Genomic DNA, 16,206 nt, shown 5'->3' on the forward strand with positions numbered 1-16,206 from the left:
AGATGTCCCCACGCCCCCTGCCACTGCTCCATCGCCTGCGCCGCCATCGCGGCTTGTGGGCGTTGGTGGTGGCGGTGTTGCTGATCAAGCTGGTTAGTGGCTCGGTCTGCCTGGCCGATGGCGGCGGGCGCGCTGCCGGCGCGGGGCTTGGTGATGCGGCCACGTCGGTGACCATGGTGGTCGCCGCGCCAGCGCCCTCGGGCGATGGCGACTGCCTGCTCGGCGAGGGCGCCTCCTGTCATTGCGCTTGTCCCCACGCCGCGGGCCTGCCGACTTCCGTCGCGCTGGCGGTGGACGCACCCGACGCGCCGTTCCTTGTTTCATCCGTCGACGCCGGACGTGTGCCTGCCATCGCGGGCTCACTGTTGCGACCACCTATCGCCTGACCACGAACGCCTGTGCTGCGCCCATCGGGGCGCATTCCTCGTGATCGTTGTCAGGAGATGGTTCCATGTCTGTTCTACGTGCAGCCCTGATCGGGGCTGCCTGTCTGTTCTATGCCGCCAGCGCCGCGGCATCGCCGAACGAGGGCGATGCACCGCGCTTGGCCGCTGCATCCCCCATCGGCGACGCAGTCCAGCTCGTCTGGGCTGCCAACCCCGACGTGCAGGCCGCTCGCGCCGAGCTGGAGGCGGCCCAGGCGCGAGTGCGCGCGGCGGCCCAGCCGGTCTACAACCCCTCGCTGTCGCTCGATGCCGAGAACGCCGACGTCAACCGGCGCACGGCGGGGATATCGCTGCCGCTGGACATGTCCGGCAAGCGCGCTGCGCGCACGTCGCAAGCGCAGGCTCAGTGGCGCAGCCGTGAGGCTGCCTATGACGTGCTGCGACGGGATATCGCGTCGCGCTGGCTGAAGGCCTGGTCCGCTGCGGCCCTGGCCGCCCGTCAACGTGAGCTGGGCGAGCGCCGGGTGGCCTTGATGCACCGATTCGATGCGCTCGCCGCGGATCGCCTCGGCGTGGGCGATATCAGCAGTCCCGAACGGGATCTGGCCGCGCTGGCCCTGGGCGAATCGCAGATCCAGCAGGCCTCGCTGGTGGGTGCGGAAGCGGCGGCACTGGCCACGCTCGAGGCGGTGGCCGGCGACGCGGTGTCAAAGCCGCCGTTGCCTGCGGGCCTGCCGCCAGCATCGAGCAGCATCTCGCCGATCCCAATCGAGCAGCGGCCGGAGCTGGTCAAGCTTCGCGCCGATGAGGATGTCGCGCAGGCGGGCATCGACGTGGCACGGCGCGCGCGTCTGCCCGATCCCACCGTTAGCCTGACCGGTGGACGCGTGGACACGGGCGCCAGGACCGATCAGGTCATCGGCCTCAGCGTGTCGATTCCCTTGCCGGTGCTCAACAGCGGTCGCGCGGAAATCGACGCCGCACTCGCCGAGGCGGGCGCGGCTGCCGCATTGACGCGCTCGCAGCAACAGGCGAGCCGAGCCGCGCTGCGTGAAGCGCAGTCGCGTTATGACGCCTTGCTCGCTGCCGGCCACGCTTTCCGCCAGGGCCGCGCCGCTGCCTTCGACGATCGCAGCGCGCTGCTCGAAAAACTCTGGCGGGCCGGCGAGATCAGCACGTCCGATTACCTCGTCCAGCTCAAGCAAAGTCTCGACACCGCGCTGTCCGCGCTCGCACTCGAAAGCCAGGCCTGGCAGGCCTGGTTCGACTACCTCGCCGCCGCCGGTCGCCTGACCGACTGGCTGGATGGCCGCACACAGGATGTCTCCCCATGAATCACCTTTTCCAACGCGCCTCCTGCGCGCTGATGTTTTCGCTTGCGATGAGTGCGGCCTTCGCGCAGCAGGCGCCCAATCCATTGACGCTGGATGCCCGTGCGATACGGGACGCCGGCATCGTCGTAGCCAAACTTTCACCACGCGAACTCGCCGAAGAAATCAAGGCGCCCGGCGAAGTGAAGGTCGATGCGTACTCGACCGTGCTGGTGTCGCCGCGCATCGAATCGATGGTGTTGTCGCGCCAGGCGAAACTGGGCGACGTGGTGAAGGCGGGGCAGCCGCTGGTCACGCTGTCCAGCGTGCAGGTTGCGGAAACCCAGGGCGCGCTCATCGTGGCGGAGCAGGAATGGCGCCGCGTGTCCGCGCTGGGCTCGCAGGCGGTCTCCGGTCGCCGCTACACCGAAGTGCAGGTACAGCGCGACCAGGCCCGCGCACGCCTGCGCGCCTACGGTCTGTCGGATGGACAGATCCAGGGCGTCCTGCGCGCCGGTTCGGCCAGGGCCGATGGAAGCTACGCCTTGCTCTCGCCAACGGACGGACGCATCACCACCGATCAGTTCCTGGTGGGTGAGCGCGTCGATGCGGGGCGTGCGCTGTTCACCGTGGTGAAAGAAGATTCGGTATGGGTCGAGGCGCAGATGCCGCCGTTCGAGGCCGAGCGTGTCGCGACAGGTGCCACGGCACGCGTCCTTGCTCACCAGCAGAGTCTGTCCGGCAAGGTTGTGCAGCGTTCGCACCAGACCGATGAAAAGACCCGCACCGTGGCCGTGCGCATCGCCGTGGACAATAGTCGCGACCTGCTGCATCCCGGTGAGCTCGTCGATGCGCGGATTGCCGTCGGCGGGCGCAGTGCGCTCGCGGTGCCGAGCGAAGCGGTGGTGCTGTTGCAGAACCAGTCCACCGTCTTCGTGGCCGGCGGCGGTGGAACGTTCGAGCCGGTGGCCGTGCAGGTAGGCGAGAGTCGTGACGGCTGGGTGGAGATACGCCAAGGCCTCAAGCCCGGTGTGTCGTACGTCAGCAAGGGCGCGTTCGCGCTGAAGGCGCGTCTGTTGCGCTCGCAGCTGGGAGAAGACTGATGCTTGCGCGTCTCGTCGAACTCTCCCTGCGCTACAAGCTGCTGGTGCTGATCGCCTTCGCGGTGATCGCCGCGCTCGGCTATCAGGCGCTGCGCAAGCTGCCCATTGATGCGTTTCCGGATGTCACGCCGGTGCAGGTCAACGTGTACACCGAGGCGCCCGGGCTGGCTGCCGAGGATGTGGAGTCGCTGCTCACCACGCCTGTGGAATCCGCGCTCGCCGGTCTGCCAAAGGTGGAAGAAGTGCGTTCGGTCAGCCTGTTCGGGCTGTCCTACGTCTCGGTGTATTTCAACGATGACATGGACATCTACTTCGCCCGCCAGCTCGTCAATGAGCGCTTGCAGCAGGTGGGCGACCGCTTGCCCGCGGGCTATGGCAAGCCGGAAATGGGCCCCAATACCTCAGGCCTCGGCCAGGTGTTCTGGTACACCGTCGAGCGTGCCGACGACACCCTGAAGGGATCACCCAGCGACAGCGACCTGCGCACGCTGCAGGACTGGAATATCCGCCTGCTGCTGCGCACCGCCCCTGGCGTCGACGACGTGACCTCGTGGGGCGGGCAGGAGAAGCAATACCAGGTGCGCATCGATCCGATGAAGCTGATTGCGCACGGGCTCGGCTTCAAGGACGTGATCGAGGCCTTGCAGGCGAACAACGCGCAGGTCGGCGGCAACTTCGTCGATGTCGGTCGCGAGCAGTATCTCGTACGCGGTCTGGGTCTGGTGCAGAGCGCGCGTGACATCGAACAGATCGTGCTCAAGACCGAGGACGGCACGCCTGTCTACGTGCGTGACGTCGCCGCCGTGGAAGAAGCCGGCGCACCGCGCACCGGCGCCGTGACGCGCGACGGCAAGGAGGTGGTGATGGGTCAGGCGCTGTCACGCATCGGCGAGAACGCCAAGAGCGTGGTGGATGCCGTGAAGGGCAAGCTCGCCACCGTGCAGCAAGCCTTGCCCGCTGGCGTGGTCGTCAAGCCGGTCTACGAGCGCACCGATCTGGTGAACAAGGCGGTGGGTACGGCGGTGCGCGCGCTGGTGGAAGGATCGATCCTGGTGGCGATCGTGCTGTTCCTGTTTCTTGGCGAGTTGCGCAGCGCGCTGGTGGTGGTCGTCACCTTGCCGCTGGCCATGCTGATCGCCTTCATCTGCATGGAGCAGGCCGGTTTGTCCGCCAACCTGATGTCGCTGGCGGGACTGGCGATTGGCATCGGCATGATGGTCGACGGTGCGGTGGTGATGGTGGAGAACGCTTTCCGCCTCATGGCCGAGCGCAAGGCGCATGGCTTGCCGGTGGATCGCAGTGCCGCCGTGCTTGCGGCGGCCAAGGAAGTGACAAGTCCGATCGCGTTCGCCATCGTCATCATCATCGTGGTGTTCCTGCCGCTGTTCAGCCTGCAGGGCCTGGAAGGCAAGATGTTCAAGCCGATGGCCTTCAACATCAGTTTCGCCATGGCCGGTTCGCTCGTGCTGGCCTTGACTCTCGTTCCCGTACTTGCCGCGCTTGCGCTCAAGCCCAAGGACGAGCGCGACACCCGCCTTGTGGCCTTCCTGAAGAAACACTACGGCGTTGTGCTGGCGTGGGCGTTGCGTCGGCGCCGTTGGGTGCTGGGCATGGCCGGTGGCGCGCTGCTGGGCAGCCTTGCGTTGTTTCCCTTCCTGGGCAAGGAGTTCATGCCGAATCTGAAGGAGGGAGCGATCATGTGGCGCATCACCTCCATTCCGTCGGCCTCGCTGGATGAATCCATCGGCATCTCGCGGCAGGTGGCCGCGCGCATCAAGGCATCGTTTCCCGAAGTCGAGACCACGCTCGCGATGATCGGTCGGGCGGAGAAGGGCGAGACGGCGGACGTGAACTACATGGAGGTGTACACGCCGCTCAAGCCGCGCGATCAATGGCGCAAGGGCCAGACGCTGGAAAGCATCGAATCGGAGATGCAGCGCGAACTGTCGGCGGCATTGCCTACGGCGGTGGTGAGCTACACCCAGCCTATCCAAATGCGCATCGAGGAGTTGATCTCCGGCGTGCGCGCCACGCTGGCGTTGAAACTCTACGGGGAGGACCTGGGCGAACTCGATCGCCTCAGTGCACGCATCAAGGATGTGCTGGGCGAAGTGACCGGCGTGGCGGACCTCGCGCTGGAGCCCAATATGGGCAAGCCGCAGATACGCGTCAGCGTGGATCGCGACGCGCTGGCGCGATACGGCCTCAATGCCGACGATGTGCTCGCCGTGGTTCGCAACGGCATTGGCGGCGAGCCGGTGACTACGCTGATCGATGGCGTGAAGCGGTTCGATATCGCCGTCCGCTTGAACGACAGCGATAAGCGCTCCCTGCAGGCGATCCAGCGCATTCCGATCCAGGCACCGGGTGGCGCCATCGTGCAATTGTCGCAGGTGGCCGAGGTCACCGAGGCAGAGGGCTACTCGTTTATCCGGCGCGAACAACTGCAGCGTTATGCCGTGATCCAGATGGATGTGCGTGGCCGTGATATCGACGGCTTCGTGCAGGAGGCGAATGCGGCGCTGGCGCAGAAGGTGAAGCTGCCAAGCGGCTACTACATTGAGTGGGGCGGCGCGTTCGAGAATCAGCAACGCGCCTTGAAACGGCTGTCGCTGATCGTGCCGGCCACGATCTTCTTCATCTTCATCCTGCTCTATACCGCCTTCAACTCGATGAAGTACGCGGCGCTGATCCTCGCCAACGTGCCGTTCGCCACCATTGGCGGCATCGTGGCGCTGGCGATCACCGGGCAATACCTGTCCGTGCCTTCGGCAATCGGTTTCATCGCCGTGTTTGGCGTGGCGATGTTGAACGGCATCGTGCTGGTGAGTTTTCTCAACGAGCAGCGGGCCAAGGGTATGGAGGTGCGAGAGGCCGTGTTGCGCGGCACGGCCTTGCGCCTGCGGCCGGTGCTGATGACGGCCGGCGTGGCAATTCTCGGACTGGTGCCCATGCTGCTTTCCAGCGGCGTGGGCGCGGAAACACAGCGACCATTGGCGACCGTGGTGGTGGGCGGATTGATCACCTCGACCCTGCTGACCCTGCTGTTGTTACCCGTGCTTTACGACTGGATGGAACAGCGGGCGCAGGCGCGCCGCGCCCATCCCTAGGACGGTTCCTGCCGCCATGGGTGACACGGCGGCGCCAGGGCCGTCCGTGTCACACTGGCGCCATGACAACCCGGCGCGGCTGGAGATGGATGGTCATGGTTTTTCTATGGATAGTGATCGGTGCGGTGCTGGGCGGACTGGCCTCGGAGGGCGGTCTCGCCGGCATCGTGGGCGGTGCGGCGCTGGGATTGATCTGGGGCAAGCAGCTGCAGTTGTCGCGCGAGCTGAAAGGCCTGCGGGCCCAGCTCAGCGAAGCCACGCCGTCGCCAACGGTCGCCGCTGATCGATCCTGGACGACTGGCCAGGAGGTGAGCGAGGCGGTGCAAGCTCCTTCGCCGGTTACGCCGGCGGTTGCAGCGCCTCCACCGGTTCCAACAGCAGATGCGCCTGCGCCAGTGGGGTCCGTCGCATGGCCTGCGGCTGACGAGGCGCCTCACGCGCCACCGACGCCATCGGCGCTGGACCGCCTGACCAGTCGCGTGTGGCGCTGGTTCACCGAAGGCAATGTGCCGGTGAAGATCGGCATGCTGGTGCTGTTCGCGGGCGTGGCCGCCTTGCTCAAGTACGCCGCGGACGCCGGCATGCTGCGTGTGCCGATCGGTTTGCGCGTGGCATTGGTCGCGTTGGCGGCCATGGCAGGACTCGTGCTGGGCTGGAGAAAGCGCGAGAGCCAGCGTGTGTTCGCGTTGTCGGTGCAAGGCGGCGCCATCGGCGTATTGGTGATGACGGTGTTCGCCGCCTTCCGTCTTTACGACCTGCTGCCTGCAGGCGCTGCGTTCGCCTTGCTGGTCGTGCTGGTGGCGGGTATCGGTGTGCTCGCCGTGGCCCAGGATGCGCTGGCGCTCGCGGTGCTGGGTCTGGTGGCCGGTTTTGCGGCGCCGATCCTGGTCTCCACCGGCCATGGCAACCACGTGGCCTTGTTCAGTTACTACGCCGTGCTCAATCTCGCGATCCTGGGCATCGCGTGGAAGCGCTCGTGGCGCGTACTGAACCTGCTGGGTTTTATCGCAACCTTCGGCGTGGGCACCGCGTGGGGTGTGCTGCGCTACGAGCCTGCGTTGTTCGCCAGCACCGAGCCGTTCCTGGTGCTGAATTTCCTGTTCTATCTGGTCATTCCCTGGCTGCATGTGATGCGCGCACCGGTGGATCGACGCCTGGTGATCGACGGCTGCCTGATGTTCGGCAATCCGCTGATCAGCCTGTTGCTGCAGGGTGCGCTGTTGCACTGGGACGGCAAGGCGCTGGCGATTTCCACGCTGGTGGCCGCGGTGATTTATCTGGGCGTGGCTTACGTCTCCCGTCGCCAACCCGCCATGCGCCTGCTGCGCGACACCTGGGCCGTGCTGGCGGTGGCACTGGCCACGCTTACCGTGCCGCTGGCGTTGCGTGCCGATGTGACGGGCAGCATTTTTGCGCTCGAAGGCGCCGGCCTGATCTGGCTGGGCCTGCGCCAGCAGCGCTGGCTGGCCACATGGAGCGGCGTGGCGCTGCAACTGTTCGCCGGTTTTGCCTTGCTGATCGACAAGTCCGTGCACGGGGGCTACGGCGCATGGCCGGTGCTCAATCGCGAATTCATCAGTGCGCTGATGATCGTGCTCGCGGGCTTCGCCAGCTGCGGTCTGCTTTCGCGATGGAGTGCGGGGCGCGTGCTGTATCGCGTGTGCTCGGTGGTGTTGTTCGCCTGGGCGCTGCTTTGGTGGTTGGCAGCCAGCGCGCAGGAGATCGCGCATTTCGTGCCGGATACGAGCTTGTTTGCAGCGTGGCTGGCGTGGCTTGCATTCACTGCGTGGGCGCTTGCCGAAGCGGCGCGTTACCGTTCCACGGCGGAGCTTGGCGCAGCCCTGGTCTGGACGCCGGTGGCCTTCATGGCAGCCATGCTGCTACTGATTCTGGCTGCCGCCGGCTATCACCAGCAGCCATGGCGCGGCTGGAATCTGCTGTCCGTGCTGTTTGCAGGGGCCCTGGGCTGGCGCACGTTGATGAACTTGCGTGACGCCGCGTGGGCCGGCGCGACGGCGCACCGGCTGTGGCTCTGGCGATGGATACTGCTGGCAGCGGTCGGTGTGGCGGTGTCGTTGGACCGCCTGCGTTGGATGTCCGATAGCTGGGGCGTGCTCTTGAGTTTTGCGCCGCTGTTGATCGCGTTCGCGGTGGCGCATGCGCGTCCCCGCCTGTTCGCCGCGCCGATGGCGCAAGTCATGCCCCTGTGGCTGGCACCGCTGAAGTATTCGCTGCTTGTGGTACTCGGTGTGGTCGGTTGCGTGGCCTTGTTCCAGGCAGGCGATGCAACGCCCTTGCACTACGTGCCGCTGCTCAACCCGCTGGAGCTGCTGCTGCTGTTGATCGCCCTTGCTTATGCCGCATGGCTGGCCGAACCCTCGCTGCCCGCAACGTTGCGGCGCAGTCGCGGCCCGGTGCTGGGCGGCATCCTGCTGGCGTTGGCGACCAGCTTCACCTTGCGTGCCGTACATCAGCTCGGTGGCGTGTCGTGGGGCTGGGATCTGGCCGATTCCAGCCTTGCGCAGATGTCGCTCACCGTGGTGTGGAGTGTGCTGGGCCTGTTTGCCTGGGTGTGGGGCTCGCGCCATGGCCACCGCTTGTTCTGGCTGGCGGGCGCGGTGCTGATGGGTGTGGTGCTGGCCAAGCTGATCCTGATCGACCGTCGCCAGCTGGGCAATCTGTTCGGCATCGGCTCGTTCATCGCCTTCGGCCTGTTGTGCAGTGTGATTGGATACCTGGCGCCGGCTCCGCCGCGCCGTTCATCGTCGATGGAGGAGACCGGGCATGCGCCTTGATATGCGTTGGATCGCGCTCGCCTTGCTGTTGCCAGTGGCCGTGGCCCGGGCAGACAGCAACGCGGATTACGCCTATGCATTTGCACTCGATACCAAGGTGTCGGCCGAAGCTTATCGTGTGGCGTTCACGCCCGAGGTCTACGCCTCGGTCCATCCGAATGCCGATCTGCACGATGTGATTGTGGTCAACGCACTGGGGCGGCCCGTGCCGTTCGCACCGCTGCCGCCGTCGCCACCCATCAGTCATCGCTTTGAGACGACGGCACGGCTGCTCCCCTTGCCGGTGTCGGCTGCCCTGGCCGATAGCGTCAGGGTGGAGCGCAATACCGATGGCGGGATCGTGATCAGCCAGACCGATCGCGCCGCGCCCGTGCAGCATCCGGATGCATGGTTGATCGATGCGGGCCGCACCATCAGCCTGGATCAACTCGCGCTCGATCCGGCCTCGCTGAGCCAGGATTTCCAGCTGCACGTGACGGTGGAGGGCAGCAGCGATCTGCGCCAGTGGAGCCTGCTCGCTACGGATCTGAGCCTGACCCGTGTGCACGGCGAGCAGGACGAGGTCGAGCAGCTGGCGGCGGATGTGGCGAGCAGCGATGCGTATCGCTATTTCCGCGTACGGCTTGCCGATGGCCAGGTGGATTGGAGCGCCGGCCACGCGCCCATCGCCAAGCTGTCCGGGAGCATCACCGACGCCGCTGCCGAGCGCGCGTCGAAACTGCAGTGGCTGGTGGCCAAGCGAAGCGGGCAGGGCGCGGCCGACTACGACTACGAGCTGCCTGCGACGCTCCCGGTCGAGTCGGTGATCGTTGCGTTGCCCGCGGCCAACAACGCCGCACGCGTGCATGTGCTCGTGCAGAGCGCAGGCGCGTCCTCGTGGATGGAAGTGGCGGCGCTCGACCTGGTTCGCACCGGCGGCAAGAGCGGCGAGGCCACGGCAGCCATCGGCGAGCGCAACGTGCAGCATCTGCGCGTGCACAGCGACACGCCGCTAGCGGATCCGCCCGCGGTGCGCGTGGGTTGGCTGCCGGCGCAGTACGTGTTCCTGCCCGAAGGCAGCGCACCTTATCGACTGCTCGCCGGCAGCCATGCGGCCCGGCGTGGCGACTATCCGGTGAACGAGGCCCTGAACCGCTTGCGCAGCGAGCACGGCGCGCAATGGCAGCCGCCCTTGGCATCGCTGGGCCCGCGCGCGGATGAAGCCGGCCCCTCGGCGCTGGAGGCGCCCAAGGTGCCCTACGACTGGACCAAGCCCTTGCTCTGGGTGGTGCTGACGCTGGGCGCGCTGGTGGTGGCGGGCATGGCCTTCAGCCTGCTGCGCCAGGGGCGCGAGGGCGCATCGAAATCCTGATGCAGTCGGGGGCATGCCGCCCCCGCGGCCCGATGTCCTAGAATGCCCGGCATGTCACGCAGCGATATGTTCGATGCGCCGGGCCTGTTTGCCGAGCCCGACGATCTCAAACCCCTGGCCGAACGCATGCGGCCGCGCACCCTGGATGAAATCGTGGGCCAGCAACGCGTGCTGGCTCCCGGCAAGGCGTTGCGCCGCGCGCTGGAGGCCGGCCGCGTCCATTCGATGATCCTGTGGGGCCCGCCCGGTTGCGGCAAGACCACGCTGGCCTTGCTGGTGGCGCGCTATGCCGATGCGGATTTTCGCGCCATCTCCGCCGTGATGTCGGGCCTGCCCGATGTGCGCAAGGCGCTGGCCGAGGCCGAGGTGAATTTCGCGCAGGGTCGTCGCACGGTGTTGTTCGTGGACGAGGTGCACCGCTTCAACAAGGCCCAGCAGGATGCCTTCCTGCCGCATATCGAGCGCGGCGTGATCATCTTTGTCGGCGCCACCACCGAGAACCCCTCGTTCGAGCTCAACTCCGCCTTGCTGTCGCGCTGCCGCGTCCACGTGTTGGAAGCCGTCACGGTGGACGACATCGTGATGGCGCTCAAGCGCGCACTCGAAGATAACGAGCGCGGCCTGGGCAGCATGCAGCTCGATGTCGCCGACGAGTCGCTCAAGCTGATCGCCCAGGCAGCCGATGGCGATGTGCGCCGCGCGCTCACGCTGCTGGAAATTGCTTCGGAACTGGCCGAAGACCACCGCATCGACGACACCACGCTCACCCAGGTGCTGGCCGACCGCACGCGCCGCTTCGACAAGGGTGGCGAGCAGTTCTACGACCAGATCTCGGCGCTGCACAAATCGGTGCGCTCGTCCGACCCGGATGCGGCGGTGTACTGGCTGACGCGCATGCTCGATGGCGGCGTCGATCCGCTCTATCTCGCACGCCGCATGACGCGCATGGCGGTGGAAGACGTCGGCCTCGCCGAGCCGCGCGCCTGGCGCATGGCGCTGGATGCATGGGATACCTATGAGCGCCTGGGCAGTCCCGAAGGTGAGCTGGGCCTCGCGCAGCTCGCCATCTGGCTGGCCATCGCGCCCAAGAGCAATGCCGCCTACAAGGCGTACAACGCCGCGCGCGCCGTGGTGCAGCAGACCGGCACGCTCGAGGTGCCGATGCATCTGCGCAATGCGCCCACCAAGCTGATGAAAGGCCTGGGCTACGGGCAGGGCTATCAGTACGACCACGACAGCGAAGGCGGCGTGGCGCTCGATCAGCAATGCTTGCCCGATGCGCTGGACGGTACTGTGTTCTACGAGCCGGTCGATCGCGGTCTGGAAGTGAAACTGCGCGAGAAACTGCTGGGCCTGCGCGCGGCGCGGCGCAAGGCGCGCGGCGAATAAACCCACCCTCCCGCACGTGGAGTTGAAGCATGTCCGTCACCTGGTATTTCGACTTCATCTCGCCGTTTGCGTGGCTGCAATGGCCCAAAGTGAAACGGCTGGCAACGTCCAGGCCGGTGGCCTTGCGGCCCATCGTGTTCGCCGGTGTGCTTGAGCGGCACGGCCAGAAGGGCCCGGCTGAAATCCCGGGCAAGCGTGAATTCACTTATCGCCATGCGCTGTGGCGCGCACGGCAGAACGGCCAGCCGCTGCGTTTTCCGCCGGCGCATCCGTTCAATCCGTTGGCTGCGCTTCGGCTGTGCATCGCGGCCGGCAGCACGGTGGCCGCGACGGATGCGATCTTCGACTGGATCTGGGCCCAGGGAAATGCGGGTGACAGCATCGCCGCGCTGGCGCCGGTGGCCGCTAGCCTGGGCATCGCCGATCCTGCCGCCGCAATCGCCGATCCGGCCGTGAAGGCGCAGCTGCGCGCCAATTTCGACCAGGCCATGGCCGAGGGCGTATTCGGCGTGCCGACGCTTTCGCTGGATGGCCGTCTGTTCTGGGGTGACGACGCGCACGCGTTCGCCTTGGCCTGCCTGGATGATCCCTCGCTATGGGATGAGCCGGAGATGCATCGCCTTGGCGCGCTTCCGGTCGGGGTATCACGTGCCGGCTGATCGCTGCTGCGACCGACCTTGCGGCACCCCGCATGGCGGGCATAGATTCGCCGCACCGTAGGTATCGAGGGAGAGCGAGCCATGCGAGTACTGGTAGCAGCACTGATGGGCGGGATCGTGATGTTTATCTGGGGCGCCGTGGCACATATGGCGCTGGGGCTGGGTAATGTCGGCATGCATCAGCCGGTGGCTGAAGACACAGTGTTGGCCAGCTTGCGACCCGGGTTGGGTGATCAGACCGGCGTCTATATTGTTCCTTCGGTCGACCCCGCCAAGATGAGCGACAAGGCCGTGATGGAAGCCTATTCGGCCAAGACCAAGACCTCACCGTACGCCTTCATCGTCTACATGCCCCAGGGCGAAGACCTCTCCGATATGAGCGGCCAGCTGCCCCGGCAGTGGGCTTCGGACACCTTGTCCGCCCTCGCACTGGCCTTCGTGATGGGCCTGGCCGCCTTCAGCTTCATGACCCGCCTGAGCATCGCCCTGGCGGCCTCGGTGTTCGCCTGGCTGAGCACCCTGGTGCCGTACTGGAACTGGTACCGCTTCCCCACCAACTTCACCCTGGCCGCCCTGATCGAACAGGTGATCGGCTGGCTGCTGGCCGGCGCGGTGATGGCGTGGTGGCTGGGCAGGGGTGTGCAGCGGTCTCGCTTGTAGACCGAGGCAAGCCCAAGTCGCGCACAGGGTGCGCTCCCACAAGGGTGAGGCAGCCCTTGTGGGAGGTAATCCTTGTGGGAGGCAACCTCTGTGGGAGGCAACCTCTGTGGGAGCGCACCCTGTGCGCGACACAACCCGCCTCAGGCCTCATTTCTGGCCAACATTGCCCCCCAGCACGCCCCCCAGCGATAATCCAAGGTTCCAAGCCCCTCATCTGGATTGATCATGCTGGACCCCGCACTGCTGCGTTCGCGCCTGGCCGAAACCGCCGCGCGCCTCAAGGACACCCGTGGCTACGAACTCGACGTGGCCGCCATCGAGGCGCTGGAGAGCCAGCGCAAGCAGTTGTCCACCGAGACGCAGGAGCTGCAGAACCTGCGCAATACGCGGTCCAAGGCGATCGGCCAGGCCAAGGCCAAGGGTGAGGACGTCGCGCCGCTGATGGCCGAAGTCGCCGGCATCGGCGACAAACTCAAGGCCAACGAACACGCCCTGACCGACGTGCAGGCCAAGCTCGCCGACATCGCGCTCGGCATCCCCAATATCCCGCATGAGTCCGTGCCGCTGGGCAACGACGAAACCCAGAACGCCGAACAGCTGCGCTGGGGCACGCCGCGCACGTTCGATTTCCCGGTCAAGGATCACGTCGACCTCGGCGCCCGCCACGGCTGGCTCGATGCCGACGCCGGCGCCAAGCTCTCCGGCGCCCGCTTCACCGTGCTGCGCGGCCAGCTCGCACACCTGCATCGCGCACTCGCCCAGTTCATGCTCGACCTGCAGACCGGCGAGCACGGCTACCTCGAATGCAACGTGCCGCTGATCGTCAACGCCGACACCATGAAGGGCACCGGCCAGCTGCCGAAGTTCGAGGAAGACCTGTTCTCCACCGAGGTCAACGAAAGCAAGCGCTACCTGATTCCCACCGCGGAAGTGGCGCTCACCAACCTCGTCGCCGACAGCATCATCGAAGCGGACGCACTGCCGATGCGCCTCACCGCGCACTCCATGTGCTTCCGCGCCGAAGCGGGCAGCTACGGCCGCGACACGCGCGGCATGATCCGCCAGCACCAGTTCGAGAAAGTCGAAATGGTGCAGATCGCCGCGCCCGAGCACTCGCACGCCCAGCTCGAAGAAATGGTCGGCCACGCCGAGAAAGTGCTGCAGCTGCTGAACCTGCCGTACCGCAAGGTGCTGCTGTGCACCGGCGACATGGGCTTCTCGGCCATCAAGACCTACGACATGGAAGTGTGGCTGCCCAGCCAGAACACCTACCGCGAAATCTCCTCGTGCTCCAACTGCGGCGACTTCCAGGCCCGCCGCATGCAGGCCCGCTGGCGCAACCCGGCCACCGGCAAGCCCGAGCTGGTGCACACGCTCAACGGCTCCGGCCTGGCCGTGGGCCGCACCCTGGTCGCCGTGATGGAGAACTACCAGAACGCCGACGGCTCCATCACCGTGCCCGAGGTGCTGCGCCCGTACCTGCGCAACCTCACGCAGATCGCCTGAGGCATCGGACATGAGCATCCAGCGCTGGGACAAAGTGGAACTCGCCGCCAGCTACACCTTGCTGGTGATCCTGGCGACCGAACTGCTCACCCGTCTCGGCCTGGTCACCATGTTCCCCATGGCCACGGTGGACCTGGTGCTCAGCGCCATCGCCACCGTGCTGGTGGTGGGCTCCTTCTGGTTCGCCCGCCACAGCCGCAACCTCCGCTTCGCCATCATCGCCTTCGCCGCCGCGACCCAGCTGGTGCCGATGGTGATCCGCCAACCAATCCTGCTGCTCCCGCTGCTGGGGGCGGCCGTTCCGGTGGCCATCATGCTGTGGGCGATGATGGCCTTGTCGAAAAAAGGGCAGGGAGCGGCACCGCATTCCTGATAGGATGACGCCCCTCAAAGCTCGTCATGAAAGCTCGTCATTCCTGCGAAAGCAGGAATCCAGTGCCTTAGGGCGCAACCCGGGCCCACAAAACACGGAGAGATGGCCGAGCGGTTTAAGGCAGCAGTCTTGAAAACTGCCGTAGGTGTAAGCCTACCGTGGGTTCGAATCCCACTCTCTCCGCCATTACATCAGTATTTTCAATGTGTTGTGGCGATTATTTGGGTCAACCCAACAATCCGCCTAACGATTCGCCGAGGTCTCGACAGGCTCCCCGCCTGTCGATAGCGTTGGGGCACTCTCCCTGCTTCAGACCAAGTGATGGCATCCGCCCCGCGTAAAGACAGCCAGCTAATCGCCGACGCGCTAGAGCGCACAGGGTTCCCTTTGGAGCACCGTACCGGGCGAGCATTTCAAGACGCCGGCTGGACACTGTTCACCAATAAGTACTACGTCGACAATGTGTCGGGGGATGCGAGAGAGATCGACCTGATCGCTTACAAAGTCAGCGAGTCGAAAGAATTCAGTGTCGTATCTGGTGTGATTGTCAGCTGCAAGAAGACCACGGACAGAAAGTGGACGTTCCTCACCAGGCAGATCACAAAGAACCCGAATAAGAATCTTGCTCCGCTTCACTACTGGTCGAACATTGCGTCTCTGAGTTACATGCTAGAGAAGCATGACGAACAGCGCGCGTACCAGGCCAGCCTATCTAAGGTAGCGCCACTCTTGTGGGAGGCCCCCAAGCGCGAGGTGTTCGCGACTCAGGAGCTTGTGCCGATTTACAAGGGCAACGGTACTTCCACTGAAGTCGCCAGCTACAACCCTGGCAATGACTCCGCGTTCTTCGCCTCTATTGTTACCCTCATGAAATCGCAAGCGTATGAGCTCAATCGGTTAGGCGATCGCCTGAACAGACCGCGAGTCTACGTTTTCAGCCTGCTTTCGGTAATGGAGGGTGACATGATCGAGGTTGACTACGATGCCGAACCGCCGGTGGCTCGGGACATCGATCGTCAACCATACATTGCGCACTACATCATCAATAGGAACGAGCAATTTTCGCGAATAAACTTTGTTTCTCCAGAGGCAATAGAGGAAGTGGTTGCCGCCTGCGGAGAGGCCCATTCTGCTTCTGCGAAGCATTTGAATGAGCTTCATTCTAAGTTCTATAGTGAGGTGATCTCGGATTCTGCGAAGCGCAAGGTTCTCCTGCCAGTATTTGCGAAGAGAGCTGCCATGGTGCTGAGCATTTGGGCGGATCAGCTCGGCAAAATCGCAGCCGACGAAGTCGATCTGCTAAACAATAGCGATGGTGTGGAGGTCGCCGTTTTTACGGACGCACCTGATTCTGCGATAGATGAGGCCAATCAAGATGAGCGAGTTCGGGCCCGTTTAGCAAAGGCATTTCTTGACATCTATAAGTACAGTGGACCATTCCGCATCGGAAGGGACGTACCCTTTTAGTGGTGCGATTGAATACGCCGCCAATCAAACCCTAGCGATAGCGCGTCCGGCATGTGTATACGACCCCTATGCATCAACGCCTGTAAGCGGCTCACCA

12 protein-coding genes and 1 tRNA gene are annotated in these 16,206 nt (G+C 65.1%); all 13 read left to right on the forward strand.

The window, feature by feature from the left end; all coding sequences use genetic code 11:
- Positions 1–2: 2 nt before the first annotated feature.
- The 13 genes from Y882_RS09560 to Y882_RS09620 all read left to right on the forward strand — a co-directional run bounded on the left by Y882_RS09560 (position 3) and on the right by Y882_RS09620 (position 16,109).
- Positions 3–386: a hypothetical protein gene (locus Y882_RS09560; protein ID WP_046971682.1), complete on the forward strand. Its 384-nt coding sequence runs from the start codon at positions 3–5 to the stop codon at positions 384–386.
- A 65-nt stretch (positions 387–451) separates the two neighbouring features.
- Positions 452–1,720: a TolC family protein gene (locus tag Y882_RS09565; protein ID WP_082121041.1), complete on the forward strand. Its 1,269-nt coding sequence runs from the start codon at positions 452–454 to the stop codon at positions 1,718–1,720.
- On the forward strand, positions 1,717–2,799 hold the full coding sequence (locus Y882_RS09570; protein ID WP_046971683.1) for an efflux RND transporter periplasmic adaptor subunit: 1,083 nt from the start codon (positions 1,717–1,719) through the stop codon (positions 2,797–2,799). The genes Y882_RS09565 and Y882_RS09570 overlap by 4 nt, the downstream gene beginning before the upstream one ends.
- Positions 2,799–5,909 (forward strand): efflux RND transporter permease subunit, encoded by a 3,111-nt coding sequence (locus tag Y882_RS09575; protein ID WP_046971684.1) that lies wholly within the window; start codon positions 2,799–2,801, stop codon positions 5,907–5,909. Before Y882_RS09570 ends, Y882_RS09575 begins: the two co-directional genes overlap by 1 nt.
- Before the next feature lie 89 nt (positions 5,910–5,998).
- Entirely contained in the window at positions 5,999–8,704 is a 2,706-nt protein-coding gene (locus tag Y882_RS09580) for a DUF2339 domain-containing protein (RefSeq protein WP_046971685.1), read from the forward strand.
- A complete protein-coding gene (locus tag Y882_RS18860) occupies positions 8,694–10,055 on the forward strand; it encodes a DUF3999 family protein (RefSeq protein WP_052949851.1) in 1,362 nt (453 codons plus the stop codon). The genes Y882_RS09580 and Y882_RS18860 overlap by 11 nt, the downstream gene beginning before the upstream one ends.
- 42 nt (positions 10,056–10,097) lie before the next feature.
- Positions 10,098–11,444 (forward strand): replication-associated recombination protein A, encoded by a 1,347-nt coding sequence (locus Y882_RS09590; protein WP_156171385.1) that lies wholly within the window; start codon positions 10,098–10,100, stop codon positions 11,442–11,444.
- Between the two features lie 29 nt (positions 11,445–11,473).
- On the forward strand, positions 11,474–12,103 hold the full coding sequence (locus tag Y882_RS09595) for a 2-hydroxychromene-2-carboxylate isomerase (protein WP_046971687.1): 630 nt from the start codon (positions 11,474–11,476) through the stop codon (positions 12,101–12,103).
- Positions 12,104–12,184: 81 nt separating this feature from the next.
- Positions 12,185–12,763: a hypothetical protein gene (locus Y882_RS09600; RefSeq protein ID WP_046971688.1), complete on the forward strand. Its 579-nt coding sequence runs from the start codon at positions 12,185–12,187 to the stop codon at positions 12,761–12,763.
- Positions 12,764–12,988: 225 nt separating this feature from the next.
- Entirely contained in the window at positions 12,989–14,269 is a 1,281-nt protein-coding gene (gene serS / locus Y882_RS09605; RefSeq protein WP_046971689.1) for a serine--tRNA ligase, read from the forward strand.
- Between the two features lie 10 nt (positions 14,270–14,279).
- Positions 14,280–14,642: a hypothetical protein gene (locus tag Y882_RS09610; RefSeq protein ID WP_046971690.1), complete on the forward strand. Its 363-nt coding sequence runs from the start codon at positions 14,280–14,282 to the stop codon at positions 14,640–14,642.
- A gap of 96 nt (positions 14,643–14,738) precedes the next feature.
- Positions 14,739–14,828, forward strand: a tRNA-Ser gene (locus Y882_RS09615).
- A gap of 135 nt (positions 14,829–14,963) precedes the next feature.
- Positions 14,964–16,109 (forward strand): hypothetical protein, encoded by a 1,146-nt coding sequence (locus Y882_RS09620; RefSeq protein ID WP_046971691.1) that lies wholly within the window; start codon positions 14,964–14,966, stop codon positions 16,107–16,109.
- Positions 16,110–16,206 lie beyond the last annotated feature (97 nt).

Source organism: Dyella japonica DSM 16301 (genome assembly GCF_001010355.1).
Lineage (GTDB): Bacteria > Pseudomonadota > Gammaproteobacteria > Xanthomonadales > Rhodanobacteraceae > Dyella > Dyella japonica.